The 18,143-nt window shown below is 32.0% G+C and carries 10 protein-coding genes; 2 read left to right on the top strand and 8 right to left on the bottom strand.

Annotated elements, in window-relative coordinates; genetic code table 11:
- Positions 1 to 389 precede the first annotated feature (389 nt).
- The 7 genes from F0000_RS17980 to F0000_RS18000 form a co-directional block, all read right to left on the bottom strand.
- Entirely contained in the window at positions 390 to 2,594 is a 2,205-nt protein-coding gene (locus F0000_RS17980; RefSeq protein ID WP_149626118.1) for a peptidase domain-containing ABC transporter, read from the bottom strand.
- Complete coding sequence (locus F0000_RS17985; RefSeq protein WP_149626119.1) at positions 2,591 to 5,764, bottom strand: lantibiotic dehydratase; 3,174 nt, start codon at positions 5,762 to 5,764, stop codon at positions 2,591 to 2,593. Before F0000_RS17985 ends, F0000_RS17980 begins: the two co-directional genes overlap by 4 nt.
- Before the next feature lie 98 nt (positions 5,765 to 5,862).
- Positions 5,863 to 6,021, bottom strand: coding sequence for a hypothetical protein (locus F0000_RS27835; RefSeq protein ID WP_188112180.1), 159 nt, complete (start codon positions 6,019 to 6,021; stop codon positions 5,863 to 5,865).
- A 12-nt stretch (positions 6,022 to 6,033) separates the two neighbouring features.
- Positions 6,034 to 7,353 carry a lanthionine synthetase LanC family protein gene (locus tag F0000_RS17990; protein WP_149626120.1) on the bottom strand — a complete coding sequence of 440 codons (1,320 nt, stop codon included), beginning with the start codon at positions 7,351 to 7,353 and terminating at the stop codon, positions 6,034 to 6,036.
- 7 nt (positions 7,354 to 7,360) lie between these two features.
- Positions 7,361 to 8,554, bottom strand: coding sequence for a lanthionine synthetase LanC family protein (locus F0000_RS17995; protein ID WP_149626121.1), 1,194 nt, complete (start codon positions 8,552 to 8,554; stop codon positions 7,361 to 7,363).
- A gap of 254 nt (positions 8,555 to 8,808) precedes the next feature.
- The gene (locus F0000_RS27840; protein WP_188112181.1) at positions 8,809 to 8,982 is read right to left on the bottom strand and encodes a class I lanthipeptide; all 174 of its coding nucleotides are present in this window, start codon (positions 8,980 to 8,982) and stop codon (positions 8,809 to 8,811) included.
- Positions 8,983 to 9,159: 177 nt separating this feature from the next.
- Complete coding sequence (locus tag F0000_RS18000) at positions 9,160 to 11,556, bottom strand: outer membrane beta-barrel family protein (RefSeq protein ID WP_149626122.1); 2,397 nt, start codon at positions 11,554 to 11,556, stop codon at positions 9,160 to 9,162.
- Positions 11,557 to 12,854: 1,298 nt separating this feature from the next.
- Between F0000_RS18000 and F0000_RS18005 the strand changes: the two genes are divergently transcribed.
- Positions 12,855 to 13,313: a GAF domain-containing protein gene (locus F0000_RS18005; RefSeq protein ID WP_149626123.1), complete on the top strand. Its 459-nt coding sequence runs from the start codon at positions 12,855 to 12,857 to the stop codon at positions 13,311 to 13,313.
- Between the two features lie 1,040 nt (positions 13,314 to 14,353).
- Entirely contained in the window at positions 14,354 to 16,834 is a 2,481-nt protein-coding gene (locus F0000_RS18015; protein WP_188112182.1) for a TonB-dependent receptor, read from the top strand.
- A gap of 399 nt (positions 16,835 to 17,233) precedes the next feature.
- On the opposite strand, the gene F0000_RS18020 is transcribed toward F0000_RS18015, so the two are convergent.
- Positions 17,234 to 18,142 (bottom strand): GyrI-like domain-containing protein, encoded by a 909-nt coding sequence (locus F0000_RS18020; protein WP_149626125.1) that lies wholly within the window; start codon positions 18,140 to 18,142, stop codon positions 17,234 to 17,236.
- Position 18,143 lies beyond the last annotated feature (1 nt).

The raw sequence follows: 18,143 nt of genomic DNA on the forward strand, positions 1-18,143 counted from the left end.
TCAAACTTTGAGGCGATTTCCTGCAAAGTAAGTTGATCTTTGATAGCCTCCAAAGCAACCTTTGCCTTGAATGCAGAACTAAATTTTCTTCTCGATTTTTTCATATGTACAGCATTAAATTTACAATGTAAGTAGCTGTCTTAAAAATGGGGAGTATTATATAATTATAACACCTTTTAGAGTTTTAAAAATACTGTAGCAAATATTTAGATAAAAAGCTTCGTGTAAAAAGATGTAGACCCAAAAATACTGGGAAATTCAGCGCTTGTACAAAATTCTTTTAATTTCCAGATTATGAATAGTAAGAAGCACCTTTAGACAAGGTGTTTTTTTTATATGAGAATTATTACGCTTTTTTCATTAATTAATTGAAGTGATTTAAACTTTTTTCAACTCCCCAATTCCAATTGATTTTTTACCAGATTATAATATTCGGATTTATTATTCACCAGTTCTTTATGATTCCCTTTTTCGACAATCTGACCTTTTTTTAATACTATAATTTGATCTGCATTTTTTACGGTAGAAAGTCTATGAGCAATAATGACTACTGTTTTTCCTTTAAAAAACTGCTGTAAATTATCGTGAATTATTTTTTCATTCTCTGCATCTAATGCACTAGTTGCTTCATCAAAGAATATATAATGAGGATTTCTGTATACGGCTCGTGAGATCAGGATTCTTTGTTTTTGCCCTCCAGACATACCATTCCCTGCCGTCCCAATTTTAGTATTATATTTTAGCGGGAGAGATTCAATAAAGCTTTCAATATTTGCTATAGTTGCAGATTTTTTTAGCCTGTTTGGATCAATATCTTTTGCTCCTGTAGCAATATTTCTTTTTATAGAGTCCGAAAAAATATAACCATCCTGCATCACAATGCCACAATGCTTCCTAAGGTTTTTTGGGGACAGCTTCTGGAGGTCAATAGCATTGTAATAGATCGTACCCTCTGTAGGTTTATAAAATTTTAAAAGCAATTTCATTAACGTAGTTTTTCCGCTTCCGCTAGCACCTACGATCGCAGTAATCTTACCTTCTGGAATCCATACATTAATATCTTTTAATACATAAGGGGATTTAGGTCCTTCGTATTGAAAGCTTACATTTTCAATATTGATTCCTGATTTTTCATTATACGCTGTTGCAAGATCATTTTTTAGTAATGACACTTGATTTTCGGTTTCTTCTTCTGGGTGGTTTTGTACTTCGTTTAATCGTTCCAGGCTTAATTTAGCATCTTGCAGGGATCTAAAAAAATTGATTAGTTGATTTACCGGAGAATTCATCTGCCCGATAATGTATGCCACACTCATAAGTTCTCCCAAAGTCATTTTCCCATATACCACATAAGTAGCAGCCAGAAATGTGACAAAAATATTCTTTATTTCATTAATAAATTGAAATCCAGAAAACTGAAACTGATCCAGCTTAAGGATACGTATATTTATTTTAAAAAGATTTTCCTGTATATGCTCCCATTCTTTTCGTTTATACTCATCAAATTGATTTAGTTTTAAGGCGGTCACTCCATTGATCATCTCAAAAATAGATTCGTGACTTTTACTTTTTTGTTGAAAACGAAAATAATCCAGATGTTTTCTCTTTTTCAACCAATATCCTGACCAGGCAATAGCTAATGCCGTTAAAACAACATAGGTTAAAACAATTTTATAGTCGTAATACCAAAGTACGCCAAAGAATACAGTAAATGTAATCATAGAGAAAATAGTCATCAAGCTTTGTGATGTCAGAAAATCTTCAATTCGGTCATTATCCTGAATCCTTTGATTGAAATCGCCCACCATTTTTGAATCAAAAAATGCTATTGGGAGTTGCAACATTTTTTTTAGAAAATCCGAAACAACAGTGATACTTAGTTTGGTTCCTACAAACAGTACTAGCCAGTTTCTAACAATCTCAATACTAATACTTCCTAAAAAAACAACTAGCTGAGCCAGAAGTATGATGGTAATATTATGAATATTCTTAGTATGTACACCTTTATCAATCAGCTGTTGGGTCAAAAAAGGAAAAATCAAGGTAAGTCCGCTTCCCGCCAAAAGTAATCCAAACATAAGAAACAATTGCTTCTTATATGGATATAGATAGCTTATCATATATTTCAGGGAGATTTTTTCTTCTTTTGGCGGATCACTATCATAAAACGTGTCTGTCGGACTCAAAAACAATGCTACTCCTTTAGACTCATTAGACAACCAATGTTTTGAGAATTCAGACTCTGATAATGATATGATGCCATAACCCGGATCAGCTAATTTATATACATACTCCTTTGATAATAGTCTTTTTTTAATCTTAAAAAGTACAACAAAATGGTTTTTGTTCCAATGTAATATACAAGGCAAATGTGCTTTTTGCCTGAGCTCTTCTATTGACAACTGAGAAGGAAATGTCTCAAGTCCTATTTTTAGTGCTGCTTCGTTAACTCCCAATAGACTCACCCCTTCTCTGGATATGAATGAAAGGTTTCTCAGATAATCCAATGTATATTTTTTTCCGTAATACTGAGCTATCATCGCCAGGGAAGCAGGCCCGCAATCTGTTTGATCGTGTTGTCCTATGAATTTCATACCAGCTCTTTTTGTTTCTTTACATTATATTTCTCTAATCCAATTTGTCTTTTGTAAAGCTTTTCCAGAATACCATACAGTACGAATTCATGCATTCTTGGGTTGGATTGTATTATTCTATTGATACACATATGGATGTGACTCTGAATAACGGTATACAGCTGATACGGATCCAATTCAGTATTCAATATCGCTACAGCCTCATTTATTTCTGATCGTTTTTCTTCAATAATTTCAGTGTAACCGTCTTTTTTTAAGAGGGTCTCTTCGATCAGTTCCAGATACGTTCTATATTTTAGGTCAATTTGTTTTCTTAGTTTTTTATCTGCATTGAATTCTATCGAAAACTCAGTATATGCGTGTGCTATGATTTTATGTTTCTCTTCTAATGAAAGCCCGAACGTTTCCAAAAAATTATCAATACATTTTATTCCATATACCCATAGCGAGGATATCGCATTGTTTTCTGTAAGTGTTTTCATTAATTGTATAATCATATCACTATCCCGATAAAAAATAGTTTCACTTTCCTCTATATACTTTGCTCCATATCGTTCTAGTTCTCTTTCATATGTGGCAAGTTCTATCTTCCAGAGTAATCCGCTGTCCAGATAATACTGCACTTCTCTATTAAATATATCAAGGATTGCTGCTTTATCTTTTGGGTTTCTATACTGAAATCGAACTCTTATATGAAATTTAGGATCGCTATATCGTATAAAAAACCATTTCTCTATTAATTTTTTGCTTTTAAGGGATGCTACAACTTTGCTCATCACAGAGATAAGTAATTTATTTGCTGTAGCCATCCCTGTATAAATTTTAAAATACAGCCATTCATCTCCAGGAATAAAGCTTCTCTTTATCTCTTTATCTACACCAGTAAATCTAGCACCTACATATCCGGATTGAAGTTTTTCTCCTTTGAACGACGCTACATATTCATTGGCAAATTCTTGTGTAGCTCCTCTAGAAAAATCATATAGACATTCTTTAAAACGAATAGTACCTTCTTTTGCCAATCGATCTTCTATAATTTTTAATACGTATTGATTGTCTGTATCTATAAGTAAAGAACTATCATTTTCTTCCTGAAGATAAATGTATCTTGGGATCTTATTTTTTTCTTTAAATTTCTGAAAAGCATCAAACACTATATTTTGATTAGCATCTATAAAATCTGCACATGCAGATGTATTGAATTTCCAATACGCAGGAAATAGTATTAATCTATCACCATATTGTATTCTGGGGATATAACTGAAGTTTTTAACGATCAGCTCATTAAAATTCAGTGATAATATATTGGGTCTGTACTGTACCTGCAGATCACAAAGAAAATGATATATTGGTATTGTATCCTGATGGAAATTTTGTGCACAAGACAGGAAAGGAATGATTTCTTTTTGATGTGTTTTACTTCGTATTATGACCTGATCATTTCGCACACTTATCAGGATATCGGCAAGGTCGATTTTTTCTGCATTTTCTGAAGGTTTTGTCAAAATAGGAATCTCATACCTCCTTGCTACATTTCTGATGGATACATTTCCTGCTCTGTTGGATGCCAGATGTATTACTTCTGCCAAAATTTTATCAGGAAAAAGTGCTTCTTCTGCAGCAATAATTTCTTTTCCGAATGCTGCTAATTCGCCATCATTGCTGGTAAACCTTCCTAAATAATGTAGGGCTGTTGCTCCTCCTGCAGATTGTATCAAGATCTTTTTCCGGATTTTACTGTATAATACCGAGAAAGTACCTGTAACGCGATCTGATCGGTTTTGAAATATGCTCAGGTCCTGCTCTTTTAAATCAACTATTTGTTTATTCTGCACTCCAGCCCTGAATAATACATTTATCCAAAAATTATCTGCTACATTATCGCAACTAATATCTTCAAAACCTTGTGTGGAAACAGGAAAATCTAAATCATCAATAATATTAGAAATCGAATTATCATTACTATTTTGAATGTACCCTATCCCAGATTCAGTATCCAGAACTTTTAACAATGCAACTTCCTGCTCTTCATACCTTTCTATAAATGCATTTTTAAACTCCTGTAGGTTTTTGAATGAAGTGAACTTCTTTTCTGGTTTTTGTTCTGACAGCACTGATAGTAACCGGATTGCTTCCTGTAGTATCTTTGTATCTCCTTGTATTATATCACTAGCTTTGGTTGTTGGCGTTTTTTTAAGGTTGGCATTGATTAAATATTGTTTATTAAAATTGACTCCCAGGTTTTTAGTATGTCTCAAAATTTTCTCATATATCTGTACATCATTGCCTATTCCTGTATCTAATACATCGATTTCTTCTTTAATTATATTAAAATTTATAATCAGTTCTTTTAAAAAATTATCTTTCAGCCAGGAGGCATCAACGTTATTATTCAAAAAATCATGAAGTTGACGTATTTGAGAAACACCATTTAAGCAGGTACCCAATGAACTTCTAATGATTTGATTTTCGATTAATTTCTCAATATATGCTCTTGCCTGATCAAAACTCACATCCTCAACATTATCTATAATAATTTGTAGTAATTCTTGTATGCTTTTCTCTTCCTCAGTACATTTTTTTAGGATGAGTTCTAAAACCGGATCCACTTCTAATGAAGACAACATGAAATTCAGCTCGTCATTTTTAGCATTGGTAGTTTCAATATATCTGCAATTATTTCCTGTAATATAGGCGGTATTATTTATGTGATATTTTAATTTCTCTCTGACTTTAGCATTGCCATTTAATTGCTTTATCACTTCTGTTATAAATAAGGTATCCAGATTTGTAAATCTTTTTGGCTCTTGTATATATTGGATATCTGGTAATGGTTGTTGTGTATCGCTATGAATTGAATATCCCGCAAATAGCCCAAAAGGAACACAATTAGTAATAGATCTGATATAATACTTTATAATACTTTTGTAGAGGTATGCTATCTTGTGAGGAGGATATGTTGCAGTCTTTATAGATTTCTCCCATTCATAATAAAGTCCTGGAGATGCCAGAAAAACAGCTTCTTTAAATATTGTATTATTAAATAGTTCCTGTACAAATTTATGAGTATCTGTAGTATTTTTGGGAATTAAATTATATACCGTTAACGGATACAAAGGCGTACGTACTATAACGGTATTAAAAACCTCGTAATTTTCTTTAACTTTCATAAATCACTTCTTTTTCTGAGATTAAACTTTTTACTGATATTCTCTATCTTTTCTGTCATTCTTGTCGGTAGGATCAATACAATTTCTGGATTGGTATATTAGGAGTGTTCGTGAATTATCAGATGTTCTGCCAGCCGGTATCTTGAAAAACAGAGCTCAGCAGCTCTTGCCGCATATCCCATTATATACTCTATAGCACTAAGAGAATTATCTCCACGGTGTCTGAATTCTAAAAGAACAATTGATAAATTCTCCATATCCGATTAGTTTTAATCCAACAAAAAAATACTATCCCACCCCTGATACTCTTCCTTTTGATATGAAGAAAGTACAAATAGGGGTCCGAGCCACCCTGTTAAAACATCCAGGTTTTTATCTGAGTACTGTTTCTTCAACTCTTGTTCCATATAATCAAGGGTAATTGCTATCCAATATTCATACGCCTCTTTATACCTTGATTGATGTGTCCTATCATAAATCTTTTTATACAGATGAGCTACCCCGGAACTCCCATGACAGATATAAGCATCTGAGATTGCTGTATCTTCGATTAATTTTCTGTCAATCACTTCGTCAGCCATCTCATCTGCAATTCTTGTATAGTTTTGTTGGTTCAAAAAAGCGCCTGCCTTATAGAGTATAAATAATCTAGAGAGATCACTATTACACCATCCCAAGCGATTGGTATAGTGATATAATGTATCAACAGAAGTAGGTGTAACGGATTGGTTTTTGTTTTTGGTAATAATGTTATAGGGAAAGATCGAATCATAATCAAAATTTTCGTGCATAATATTGATGTGAGAAGAATCTATATTTCCTCGTTTGAACTTTAGTAATGTATTTGTTGTCTCTAAGACAAGTTTTTTTACTCGATAATCGAGATTTGAATGTTCCGAGGTTTGCCTCGAAATCGAAATGTTTTTTCCTAAAGGAATACCTTGTGGGCTTGTCTCGAGGTGGTTTACTTTGGTTTCTTCAATACGGTTAGATTTTATATTCATCAATACTGCTATAATAGAAAGAGTACCGTGAGCAAAACCAAAATTGATCCCCTGGCTATACACATCCTCAACCTTGTTATAAAATGAAAAATTATTTTTTACTCCGTGATCATATAGCACGTTTACAATGTGTTCTACCTCTTTGGTAGTTTCGACCTTATTTAGATAAAATAATAGCCCTGTTGCACCATAGAAGTAATCAAAATTATTCTGTGACAGTTCGTTTAGGCATCGCTTATATATCGAATCAGTAATCATATCCAATTGTCCTATATATGAATGATCTAGTATATCTGCCTTAATCAATTCGTGTAATACAATTCCTAATCCAGGCATACCGTCTGCTAATGAAGGTTTTTCTAATAAGCCAGACTGCCCTTTAGAAAGCGTATCGAATATATTTTCGATAATTTCTAATACCTTATTGAGGTATCTTTCATCTTTGTTCACTTTGTATATACAAAAACAACTATAGGCGAGCCCTAGCTTCCCTATAAGGATATCTTCAAAATCCATGGTTGTAATATCGCTGTTAAGGATTTTTGTATGAATAATTCCTGTGATGTAATCAATCCTGTTGTGCATACTGTGCTTATTTATAATTAAAAAAACTTAGGTAATTGGTATGACTCATATCAATCTGATGACTTATTAATGTTATTCCGATTCCGCAGATCCCATGAGCAAAAGATACTTGTATCACGTTATCGAACCCATTGATATATGTTTCAAATCCTGCCCAAGGGCTATCCCGGTTATTAAAGTGAATGATTTTTTCGAACCAATATGTTGCGGCTTTTTTAAAGGTTTTGTTTAGAGTTTGTACATGAAGTGTGCTAAATAATGCATATAGCCCTGAGGCTCCATATATCAATTCTGCATCCTGGCAGTGAATCTTCTTATCATCTCTGTATTTTGCTGAATTTTGTAATACATGCAAGCCTGTATTGATATGCTTTTTATTTTTTAGAAGTATGCCTGCCTGATATAATGCGTATCCGATCCCGATATCACCATATGCCAGATTCTGAGAAAAAAGCATTTCGCCAGACTTAGTATCATATGGAAATAAATTGATCCCACCGGGCTTTTGATATTGTAAAAGGTACTGTATTGCTTTGTTGATTACTTTTGAACAAATACCTGGAAGTATTCTTTTGTTAAAGGCATGAGCTAAAAAAAGAATCACACCCGAAATCCCATGAAAAAAACCTGACTCTACCGTAGGATTATCTTTATCTCTTAAGTTAAAATTCCAATACAATGTATCTTCTGATACGATAGAAAGGCGCTCAATTGTAAGAATGATTTTTTTAATTTCATCCCGGTAATCAATACGATGTAGCCCATCTAGAAAATAATGACCTATTGCAATGATTCCAACAGTAGTATCCAGATCTTTTGCTGTTATTTTTTTTTGTAATACTATCTTAATGGGTTCATCTAATTGCTCAATACATTTTTTTGCAGTATTACTATCAATTATTTTGTGAGTATCTAGATAGCATAGATATTTACCCAGCTCTAATACATCTAACTCATTGCACGTTCCTTTGTTCTTATTTTTTGAGAATTTATGGAATGATTCTTCTAGATAGTGTGAAACTTTATCCAGATATTCTTCATTCTCTGTGTACAAATAGAGATAATAATAAAATAAGGATAGTCCTAAAACTCCTTCACTAAGACCTGCAGAATGAAATAATGTATCTGACATATTTAATACATCTTCAATCCTTTTAATGATCTTTTTAATAGAGATTGCCTTTGTGAATTTAGTTTTCATGTGTGTATGTTTAAAAAAAAACCTGATCTTTTCTTTACTATCCTGATAACGCTATTGTTACCGAACTTTCCTTATTAATAAAGAGGTTGCCTGAAAAATAACCATAGTGATTATTGAATGAAGACTTTTATAAAAGCCTGATTGATTACTAATTAATTGATTTTAATTAAATAACCCGTATAATGATTTTCAGGATAAAGTCTACAGTATAAATCAACTACTAATTTTTCAGACAACCTCTAGTGCTTACTTAATTAGGGCGTCTGGAAACCTCCATTACCACCATTACCAAAACAAGAATGTCTTCGGCAAGTACATCTCGGTCCATTTGTTCCCTGGCCTTTTATACTTGACATTTGACTGTCTTGTAATCTTGATAATGATTCCTTACTTAGCTGAAGTCCCTTTGTTAATTTGATTTTCTTCATGATTATGAAATTTTTATGTAAATAATTTATGAGTTATCTTTTAAAGTCATAAAACTCCTCGTTGGACACTACATACTTGCAAGTAATTTTTTATATCTGGTAAAAATGATTCTAATAATAACCTTCGTTTCTTTTTTTCTCTAAAATCAAATTGCATCAATCTCCTGATCTATTCAATCAATTATTGTTCGCTCGGTTTCTTTCTTCTTCGTTACTGAATTTTTTTGTTCTACTCCGTATCCTGTTATTCTTAAAATTATATGTAAGAGCAATTCTTAATTGACGGCGATCATAATAATTTTGATACGCTTGCTTCACAGAATTAACTGTGGTTTTTATAATGCTTTGATTTGTTCTTAAAATGTCTGTAATAGCCAAGCTCGCTAGTATTTTTTTGTCGAGAAACCACGCTTTCAACCCAAGGTCCAGGTTATAGGATTCAGACAAGATGTCAACTCCATCTACACCAGAGGAAGCATACCAAAAGTTTAGCTCTCCGAAAAAGGTCTTTTTAGCATTGAAAAAAAATGAATTGTCAACAGAGAAATTAAAATTAAAGCCATCTTGCTCGCTGATAGTATCGGGGATATCAGAAGTAATTCTGGAATAATTAAGATCTAATTGCGCATAACTTTCTAACCAACTGATCGTGTCAAATGTGTATGATTGAGAAAAGCCTATTGAATATTCGTCTAAAAAATTTCTCCATCTCGTTGCCTGGATATTGGTTGCAGGATTTGAGAATGTTACTTGACTGGAGCCATTATTTGTCTTTGAAAAATATAGGGCAGTATTGAGGTTATCACTAAAAAGATGTGAAACCTCAAAATTATCAGTAAATGATGGCTGAAGAAATGGATTCCCTTCAGTAAACGAATATGGATTATTAAACCAGCGAAACGGATTTAAACTCAAATAATTAGGCCGAGCGATTCTCTTTCCGTAACTAAAAGCATAGGAATGATTTTCATGAGGACTGTACAACAGATACAGTGTAGGGAATACTCTTACATATTCATTATTCTGTACTTGAGCTAAGGTTTTTGAGTTTCCTTGTGTTTGTGTTGCTTCTATCCGCAAACCCAATTTAAAATCCCATTTTTTAATCGATTTATTCATACTTACATATAGAGCCTGAATATTTTCCCTATACTTAAAAATGTTAGATAGGTTTTCATTCATCAAAAATTGATTCTCCAGGAAATTAAAAGCAGCTGTATTATTATCAGTTTTGATAAAAGACACTTTCCCTCCAAATGCAAAATCCACATGTGTGGTAGGCCATTCAAAATCTATAGCAGATGAGATTGTCTGGATATTCTGATTAGAAAAACTTTTAAATATATCCGTAGATCCTTCTATAAAACTATCGTCAGACAAAAAGCTATTCGTAGTATTCAGTCTGCTAAATGTATTTTTATATGTAAAATAATCTACGTCAGCAGACATATTTTTCCCTATAGAATCAAATGCTGTCTTATAATGAACGTTGAGCGAATGATACTTAACTTCTCTATCTGATATAGCATCTGTACGTAATAATGAATCTATTTCTTTTGATTCATTATTTATAATATTGGTGCGTGTTTTCTCTTTAATATCCGGAGCCCCTATACTTCCTAAATACTGTATCCCTAAAGAAGATTTTCTAGACACATCATAATCAATACCTGCTCTGCTACTAATCGCTTTTGTAAAGTATCGTATTCTATTTTCTGTATCCCAGATTTGAGTAGGATTAAAGAAAGTATTTGCTTCTACAGGTTGAATAGATCCATAACCACTATTGATTGCAGCAAAAAGTGATACTTTATTTTTTTGATACTGTATATTACCTCCTAAGTAGCCAGTGAGATATGTCGCCTGTTTATAAGTAGATTTTATATTTCCTCCAAAATTGTCAGTTTTCACCTTTTTTAGTACAATATTGACCAACCCACTATTGCCTTCTGCTTCATATTTTGCCGGTGGATTCGTTATAACCTCGATTTTAGAAATCGTATCTCCATCCAGCGTTTTTAGATAATCAGATAAATCCTGATTTGATAATGGTATCAATTTAGTATTCACTAAAACTTTAATCGCACTCTTTCCAATTATATGAATATCGTCACCTTGAATCCTAATACCAGGAACCTTTTGTAGGATATCAAAACCAGTACCCGTCGAAGCCACAATACTATTCTCTACGTGAAAGACTAAACGATCTGATTTTTTTTCTATTAGTTTTTTCTCTGCCAGAATAACAACCTCCTTAAGCGTATGTATCGCTTCTACTTTTATGATTCCTAAATCTATATCAGTATTGATTTCGAGATTCTGAGTGTATAAAATATCTCCTAATTTTAGAATCCGAATAGAGTACTTCCCTTTTTGGGTTTCTATATTAAATTCTCCTTCTTCATTCGTCAGTTTTCCCTGCACAATCATAGCATCTTCATTCAATAAAACGACCTCTACAAACTCAAGAGGTTGGCTATCCTTGTTCACTACTTTACCAAGGACAACATACTCTTGTGCAGATAAAAAAATGGAACCGTGTAAGCATAGAATTAGCAACAGAATTTTATTCATTTTTAAAGATGTATTGTGATTTGATTTTTACAAGACAAAAGTAAATTCTGCAAGATCTCAAGATGTCCGAGATTTTTGAAATTCAAAGAATCCGGACGCTATTCAGGGGGTTTCCCCCTATTTTAAGGGACAAAAAACTAATGCCACCAAAGTGGAATAGCTTTAAAAAAGGAGTGTGTTTTGAAAACTTTAAGATAGTTCTTAAAAAAAAGAAAAGAGATTATTAAAGAGATTATTAATGGGTACAGGTATTTTTCTGGGAATCCTTATAACCTATCGATTAATCCCAAGTGTGGCAGTTCAAAATTCTGATAAGAATTTTGTGTCAAAAACAAGTGTTTTGAGTTTAAAATCTATGCTCTATACACTTTTTTTAATCTTTTATACTAAGAACTCATCTTGAGTAGTGGTTTTCAACCGAGAAGTTTGGTCTTTGTACTGTAATGAGAAAAACGATCATTTTTTCCAAAATTCTAACTCAACAAAGTTTTTTATTTTTAATATCAATGGAATGTTAATATTTATATAATTCTCAATTTTATACACAAAACACACTACTTATTGTTTATTTCTTGAATATCAGAATTTAGCTTTTTTAAACAAGCATTAAACCATTCTTAATAAAAGGTTTGCCCACATAAAACCAGAAAGCTAATTAATTTAAGTTTAACAACATACAGAGTAAGTTTGAATTTTCCCTGCGTCTAATTGCCTGTAGAATAAATATTCTAACTAAATATTTATTTTATTACTCAACACAGCTCATTAAAAATGGTCGTTACATTGAACTTTTTGAAAATTCATATATCAAAAGTAAAACAGGTATTCTAACTAACTATTTGTTTCATTATTAAACACAAACCAATGTAACGACCGTTTAATTAAAAGTTAAAAATTAAATCCATATGGACTTTAAGTAATTTCGGTTGGTCTCCTAATAATAATTTGAATCTTGAAAATGGTTTCAGATAGAATACGATTTCTGATCTAAAAGCCCTCAAATAAAAGGTAACAGTGGTGTAAAATTTTACCCGCAAAAGAAGGTATCGTATCGTATTGATCAGATAAGTACTCAAAAACACAAAAATAGCGCCACCTATAAGATGATAAGAAAATTTGATTGGAGGTTTCATATAATATAAATGCAAATTGTACATTATATACCTATGAAAGAAAGCTATGCATATTTATTAACGGGGAATTAATCTTTTACCTAATATTTTTAACAAAACAATACGATATTGAAAAGAACCACTTCTTAAATATTTTAAATATTTTTGACCGAAAAATTGTAAGGAATGCTATTTGAAACTTTAAAAATACAAGTATCAGAAATACTCAAAAAAGAAGATTTTTCTGTTACTGATAGATTACATTTAATTTGCCAACTACTTAATGAGAATATTCAATATTATGATTGGGTAGGTTTTTATTTCAGAAACGGCGACAAAGAAGAATTAAAACTGCACACCTATGTAGGTGAAGAAACAGATCATGTAATTATTCCTTTCGGAAAAGGTATTTGCGGGCAAGTTGCTATTTCTAACGAAAATTTTGTGGTTCCCGATGTTCAGGCTCAGGATAACTATATTGCCTGTAGTTTTACTGTAAAATCAGAAATTGTAGTTCCACTTTTTAAAAACGGGGAAAACATCGGTCAGATTGATATCGATTCTGAAACTATAGATGCTTTTTCAGAAAAAGATGAACGATTTCTTGAATTCATAAATAAGGAAGTTGCTAAAATTTTAGTATAATACCATTTCCTATTTGAATTACTCGGTAAACTACCTCGGGACAAGTCCCACGAGGCATGTATTGAAAAAAAAATCGATTATCGAGTAATAATCATCACTAAAAATGGTGGCTTTGGATTATAAATTAACTTCATTGGGTTTCACATTACTTATGTTCACGATCTGATTGATGATACTCTACATAAGACTTTATCATCTCTTCATCTAATCCAGCTGTGCGGACAACATAGCTTCCTGACCAAATATGACTCCCATTAAGGTTTCTGTTTTAAACTTGGATAAGTGTTAAAAAAATTGATCCCTATTTTTCTAAAAACGAATCAGTTGCAAATCATGCGCAACTATGAATGTAATATTCCTTCTAATATCCGAAATCGATACTTGGGTGTAAAACAAAATATGGTACTCTCATTTGTAACATACAGGTCTTACTTTTCTATAGGCTCTCATCTTAAAAAGTTTTAGACGAGCAAGGCTAATTAGAGGCAAAGCTTTTAATGAATTCATCTTGAGTAGTGGTTTTCCATAAGCAAAATCAGAATTGGTATAAAATTACGCCTTTTAAACTAGTCCAAAAATATTTTATTTTCTTATGATCAAATTCAAATCCGAATAGGCATAAGAAAAAGGCATTATACAGTAAACTGAAAAAAATTAAACTATTCTCCTATCCATAAAAATACTGGCTATGCTAATCTTGTCAAAATTTCGCACAGTCCATTGATACTTCCAATAGATGATATCAAAATCTATTAATAATACTTTTTTCTAATATAATTATTACCAATACAAGTATACTGTAAAAGAATAAAGAAAAAGAAAATAAATACGTTAAATAAATTACCTTTAAATAAGAAAAACTCTAAAACTCAGTGAAAAGAAAAACAATACTCATCATATTTTTAGTGATTCTTTTTTGTCATTTTAAAACGCACTCACAAGAGAAATTTTCACCTGAATATATAGAGAACCAATTAGATAAAATTCTGTATTCTCTTGAAGAAGTTTATAAAATTAAGTTTTCGTTTAATTCGGAAATTGTGAAGAATAAGAGGATCAAGATTTCCGGAAGATTACTATTACAAGATATCTTGCAGAAAATACAGTCTCAGACCTCTTTATTTTTTGAAAAAATAAACGACCGATACTATATCATAAGAGATAAAACTCAGAATAAAAATCAAGTATGTGGTATACTAATTGATGGAGAAACCGGTATTCCACTAGAAGGTGCAAGTATTAAAAAAATGTCAAACGGATCTGTTGTGACCACTGATGATAGGGGATATTTTTATTTACACTCCAAAAACAGCCAACAGGACACCGTCAATATTCGTTTTTTAGGCTACAATACTCAAAAGTATCTAATAAACGAGTTATCTGAAAAACAATGTAAAAAAATTTATCTGTATCAAAACAATCAGCAATTAGAAGAAGTATTAATTCAGGAATACGTAACTCAGGGATTTTCTAAAGAAAAACTAAGTGGAGCCGTCATATTCGACCCTAATAAATTAAGTCTTTTACCACGTTTGATAGAACCCGATATCTTAAAATCTGTACAATTTCTTCCTGGAGTAGAGAGTACAACAGAAAAAGCTTCTGAACTATTTATCCGTGGTAGTAATTCTGATCAGAATCTAATATTATGGGATGGGATCAAAGTATACAATTCTGGGCATTTCTTTAACTTGTTGTCTGCTTTTAATCCTTATGTTACAGAAAGTGTAAAAGTTTCTCGCGGATTTTCTCCATTACAATATGATAGCAGGATTGGTGGTATCATTGATATCTCATCAAAAAGTAGCATCCCTAAAGATTTTGGTATTGGTATTGGTAGTAACCTAACCCATGCTGATGTATATGCAGAAGTTCCACTAGGAAAAAAGGTGGGCTTAGTTGTTTCTGGCAGAAGATCTATTACAGATATTGTTGATACTCCTACTACAGAAAACTATAATAAGAGAGTATTCAATAATCGATTTTCGGGCTTTTCTATAGAGGAAGCATTTATCCCCGATGATATAATTATTGAAGATAATAGTATCGGTTATCAGGATTATACCGCTAAGATTATTCCCGATTTTAGTTCCACGAATAAGTTATCAATAAGTGGATTTTATCACGAGAATCATTCTGACAATAACTTTTATCTTGATAGTGGAGATTTCTTGTCCAGTCCGTTTTTCGAGTTTACAGAACAAAATACCTTAAACAATCAAAACTTTGGATTCGGTATTAATTGGGTAAAAGAATGGGGAACAGACCTTTCTATGACTGCCTCCAGCTATTATACAGATGTTAATCAACAGTATACTGATTTTTTTCAGGAATTCAGTATTGATGAGGGATTAGAATTGACTAGTCGGACAAAATTAAAAAATGATCTACAGGACTTTGGGGCTTCTACACGACTGAATTGGCAATTCCACAAAAAACATCAACTTGCCATAGGCTATCATTTTTCTCGGGTACGAATACAAGGTAATCTTGCTAATATTGTCAATGATTTTATAGTAGACATAGAGTCTTTTGTTGAAAATAATCAAAAAGGAAAGAATACTACACAGGCAGCTTATATCGAAGACATTTTTAAGATAAATAAAAAAATATCATTAAATATAGGAGTAAAAGGAAATTATTTTTCTACTATAGATGATTTTTATATTGAACCAAGGATAGGTATTACATTTTCGTTAGCCAACAATATAAATGCTAATATTTTAGCTGAACGGAAACATCAGGTAATTGATCAGGTAGTTGTTCCACTTTCAAGTTTATTTTTGGTAGATTTTAATACCTGGAGATTAAGGTCACAATCTGATCTTGATCAACAACCCATTATAATCAGTGACCAAATCAGTACCAATTTCACGTGGAATCAAAAAAATTGGCTTATCGAGTTAGAAGGATATTATAAAAAAGGGGAAGGTATTGATGATATTTCTAATGCTATTGGTGATAACGATATTTCCGGTTTTGGTACATCAAGTACTTTTGGAGTTGATGTTTTGATCAAAAGAAAGATCAATCATTATAGTACCTGGTTAACGTATTCATATATCGACCAGGAATTCCGTTTTGATAATTTTAAACAAAGAAAGCCTTTTCCTGGTTTTCTCGATATTACTCATAATCTATCCTGGATTCATTCCTATCTTTTAGGAAATCTTGAGTTCTCACTTGGTTGGAATATCAGAACAGGCAGACCTTATACCCCTGTAGAAGGTACTATCGTAGATGAAGAAGGGGTTACTGTTTTACTGTTTGGAGATGTCAACAGTAAACGTCTGGAACCCTATCACCGTTTGGATTTTTCGACTTCTTATCGATTTAATCTTGCGAAAGACAGTAAATGGAGAGGACGTATTGCACTTTCTATTATTAACGCATATAACAGAGAAAACATCCTGGATCGACGAAGCTCTCTTGTAAATAGGAATGATGACTCTAAAGGACTTGATTTTGATGTAACTTCATTAGGCTTTACTCCTAATATCTCTTTTAGAATAGATTTCTAAAAACACTAGCTTTTTGTACCATTTTCAATAAACTCATCTTGAGTAGGGGTTTTCAACCGAAAAGTTCGGGTTTTGTCCTATAATGAAGTAGAAATTTTTCAGCATAGCCATACGGTTAAAAAAACAACAAAATTAGAGTACAAAATGTAAATTTTGTATGTCAATACATCCATTATACGATTTGTGATTAAAAAATTCGTATAAATTCATTGAATTATTTTTTCTTTATGCAAGGCAAAAAAATCAAGCATAGCTATAGCTACGGTTTATTTTTTAAACGAAGTAGAAAGGAAAAAGAAACGATGAATATGCGAAATTTTTAGTTATAAATCGTATTACTCAATATGAGTTCTATTAAACTTGCTCTTTTTCATTGAGATTTTAAAATAAAAATTAGTGTTACTTTTTGATAATAGGAAGGAAAATTTCGGTTTTCCATTTTAATTCATCTCCTCCATGCATAGGGTTATTATAAAAAATCTCAATAGGTGTTTTCTCTACACTAATATTATTGCGATCAGCATATTCTAATAATGAGAACCAAGCCTGATCACTATTTCTATAGTTTCCGAAATAAGTTGCTTTTAATGCTTTTCTAGAAGCTCTTTCTTTATATTTGATATCGGGATAAACCTCTAAAGAATCTTTATTAGTGACAGGAAATCCATAATTAAATTGAATGGAATCTGATTTAAAATCCCAGTGTTCTACAGTAATCAGCGGGAAAAACTTTTTAATTTTATCTATTTTGTAAAGTTTCGGGTAAAGATCTCTATTCATCTTAATCATCTCATTGGCCTTATCCGTTCTTTTTGTTTTTACCGACGAATATGCATATTGAATTGGGGGTACTTCATCGATCCCATGGATGTGAATTCTGAATTTTTTAGTAAAATCATGAAGCATGGCACGATACTCGGTCATTTGTTTTTTATATAATTTGACAAAATCCGCAGAACCTGTTAATACGCTCAACCTGTTTTTTATTGATTTTTGTTCAGAAACAAAACCAACTGTAATTTTTGTGATTGTATCTTCAACTGGTTTAAAATGCCAATCCAATATATAGCTATCCTCATGGCTATCCACTTTTTGTCTTATATTTTTTAATAAAGTGGTTTCTATAATCGAAACAGGCTCATTTTCTTCAAAAATTCCCCAGGATTCTATTTCCAGTGTATTATAATACAAGCTTCCCGGAGCTGTATTTACCTTAAAACTTACCTGGTAGTCGTATTTTTTAATCCATAAATACCAAACGGATACTCCCAGTAGCGATACTAGGATTACTACAATAATTTTCTTCATG

The sequence above is a fragment of the Aquimarina sp. RZ0 genome (assembly GCF_008370685.1).
In the GTDB taxonomy this organism is placed as follows: Bacteria; Bacteroidota; Bacteroidia; order Flavobacteriales; family Flavobacteriaceae; genus Aquimarina.

Coding starts and splice junctions, on each gene's coding strand:
- F0000_RS17980 (WP_149626118.1), bottom strand. CDS start 2,594: ATGAAATTCATAGGACAACACGATCAAACAGATTGCGGGCCTGCTTCC.
- F0000_RS17985 (WP_149626119.1), bottom strand. CDS start 5,764: ATGAAAGTTAAAGAAAATTACGAGGTTTTTAATACCGTTATAGTACGT.
- F0000_RS27835 (WP_188112180.1), bottom strand. CDS start 6,021: ATGGAGAATTTATCAATTGTTCTTTTAGAATTCAGACACCGTGGAGAT.
- F0000_RS17990 (WP_149626120.1), bottom strand. CDS start 7,353: ATGCACAACAGGATTGATTACATCACAGGAATTATTCATACAAAAATC.
- F0000_RS17995 (WP_149626121.1), bottom strand. CDS start 8,554: ATGAAAACTAAATTCACAAAGGCAATCTCTATTAAAAAGATCATTAAA.
- F0000_RS27840 (WP_188112181.1), bottom strand. CDS start 8,982: ATGAAGAAAATCAAATTAACAAAGGGACTTCAGCTAAGTAAGGAATCA.
- F0000_RS18000 (WP_149626122.1), bottom strand. CDS start 11,556: ATGAATAAAATTCTGTTGCTAATTCTATGCTTACACGGTTCCATTTTT.
- F0000_RS18005 (WP_149626123.1), top strand. CDS start 12,855: ATGCTATTTGAAACTTTAAAAATACAAGTATCAGAAATACTCAAAAAA.
- F0000_RS18020 (WP_149626125.1), bottom strand. CDS start 18,142: ATGAAGAAAATTATTGTAGTAATCCTAGTATCGCTACTGGGAGTATCC.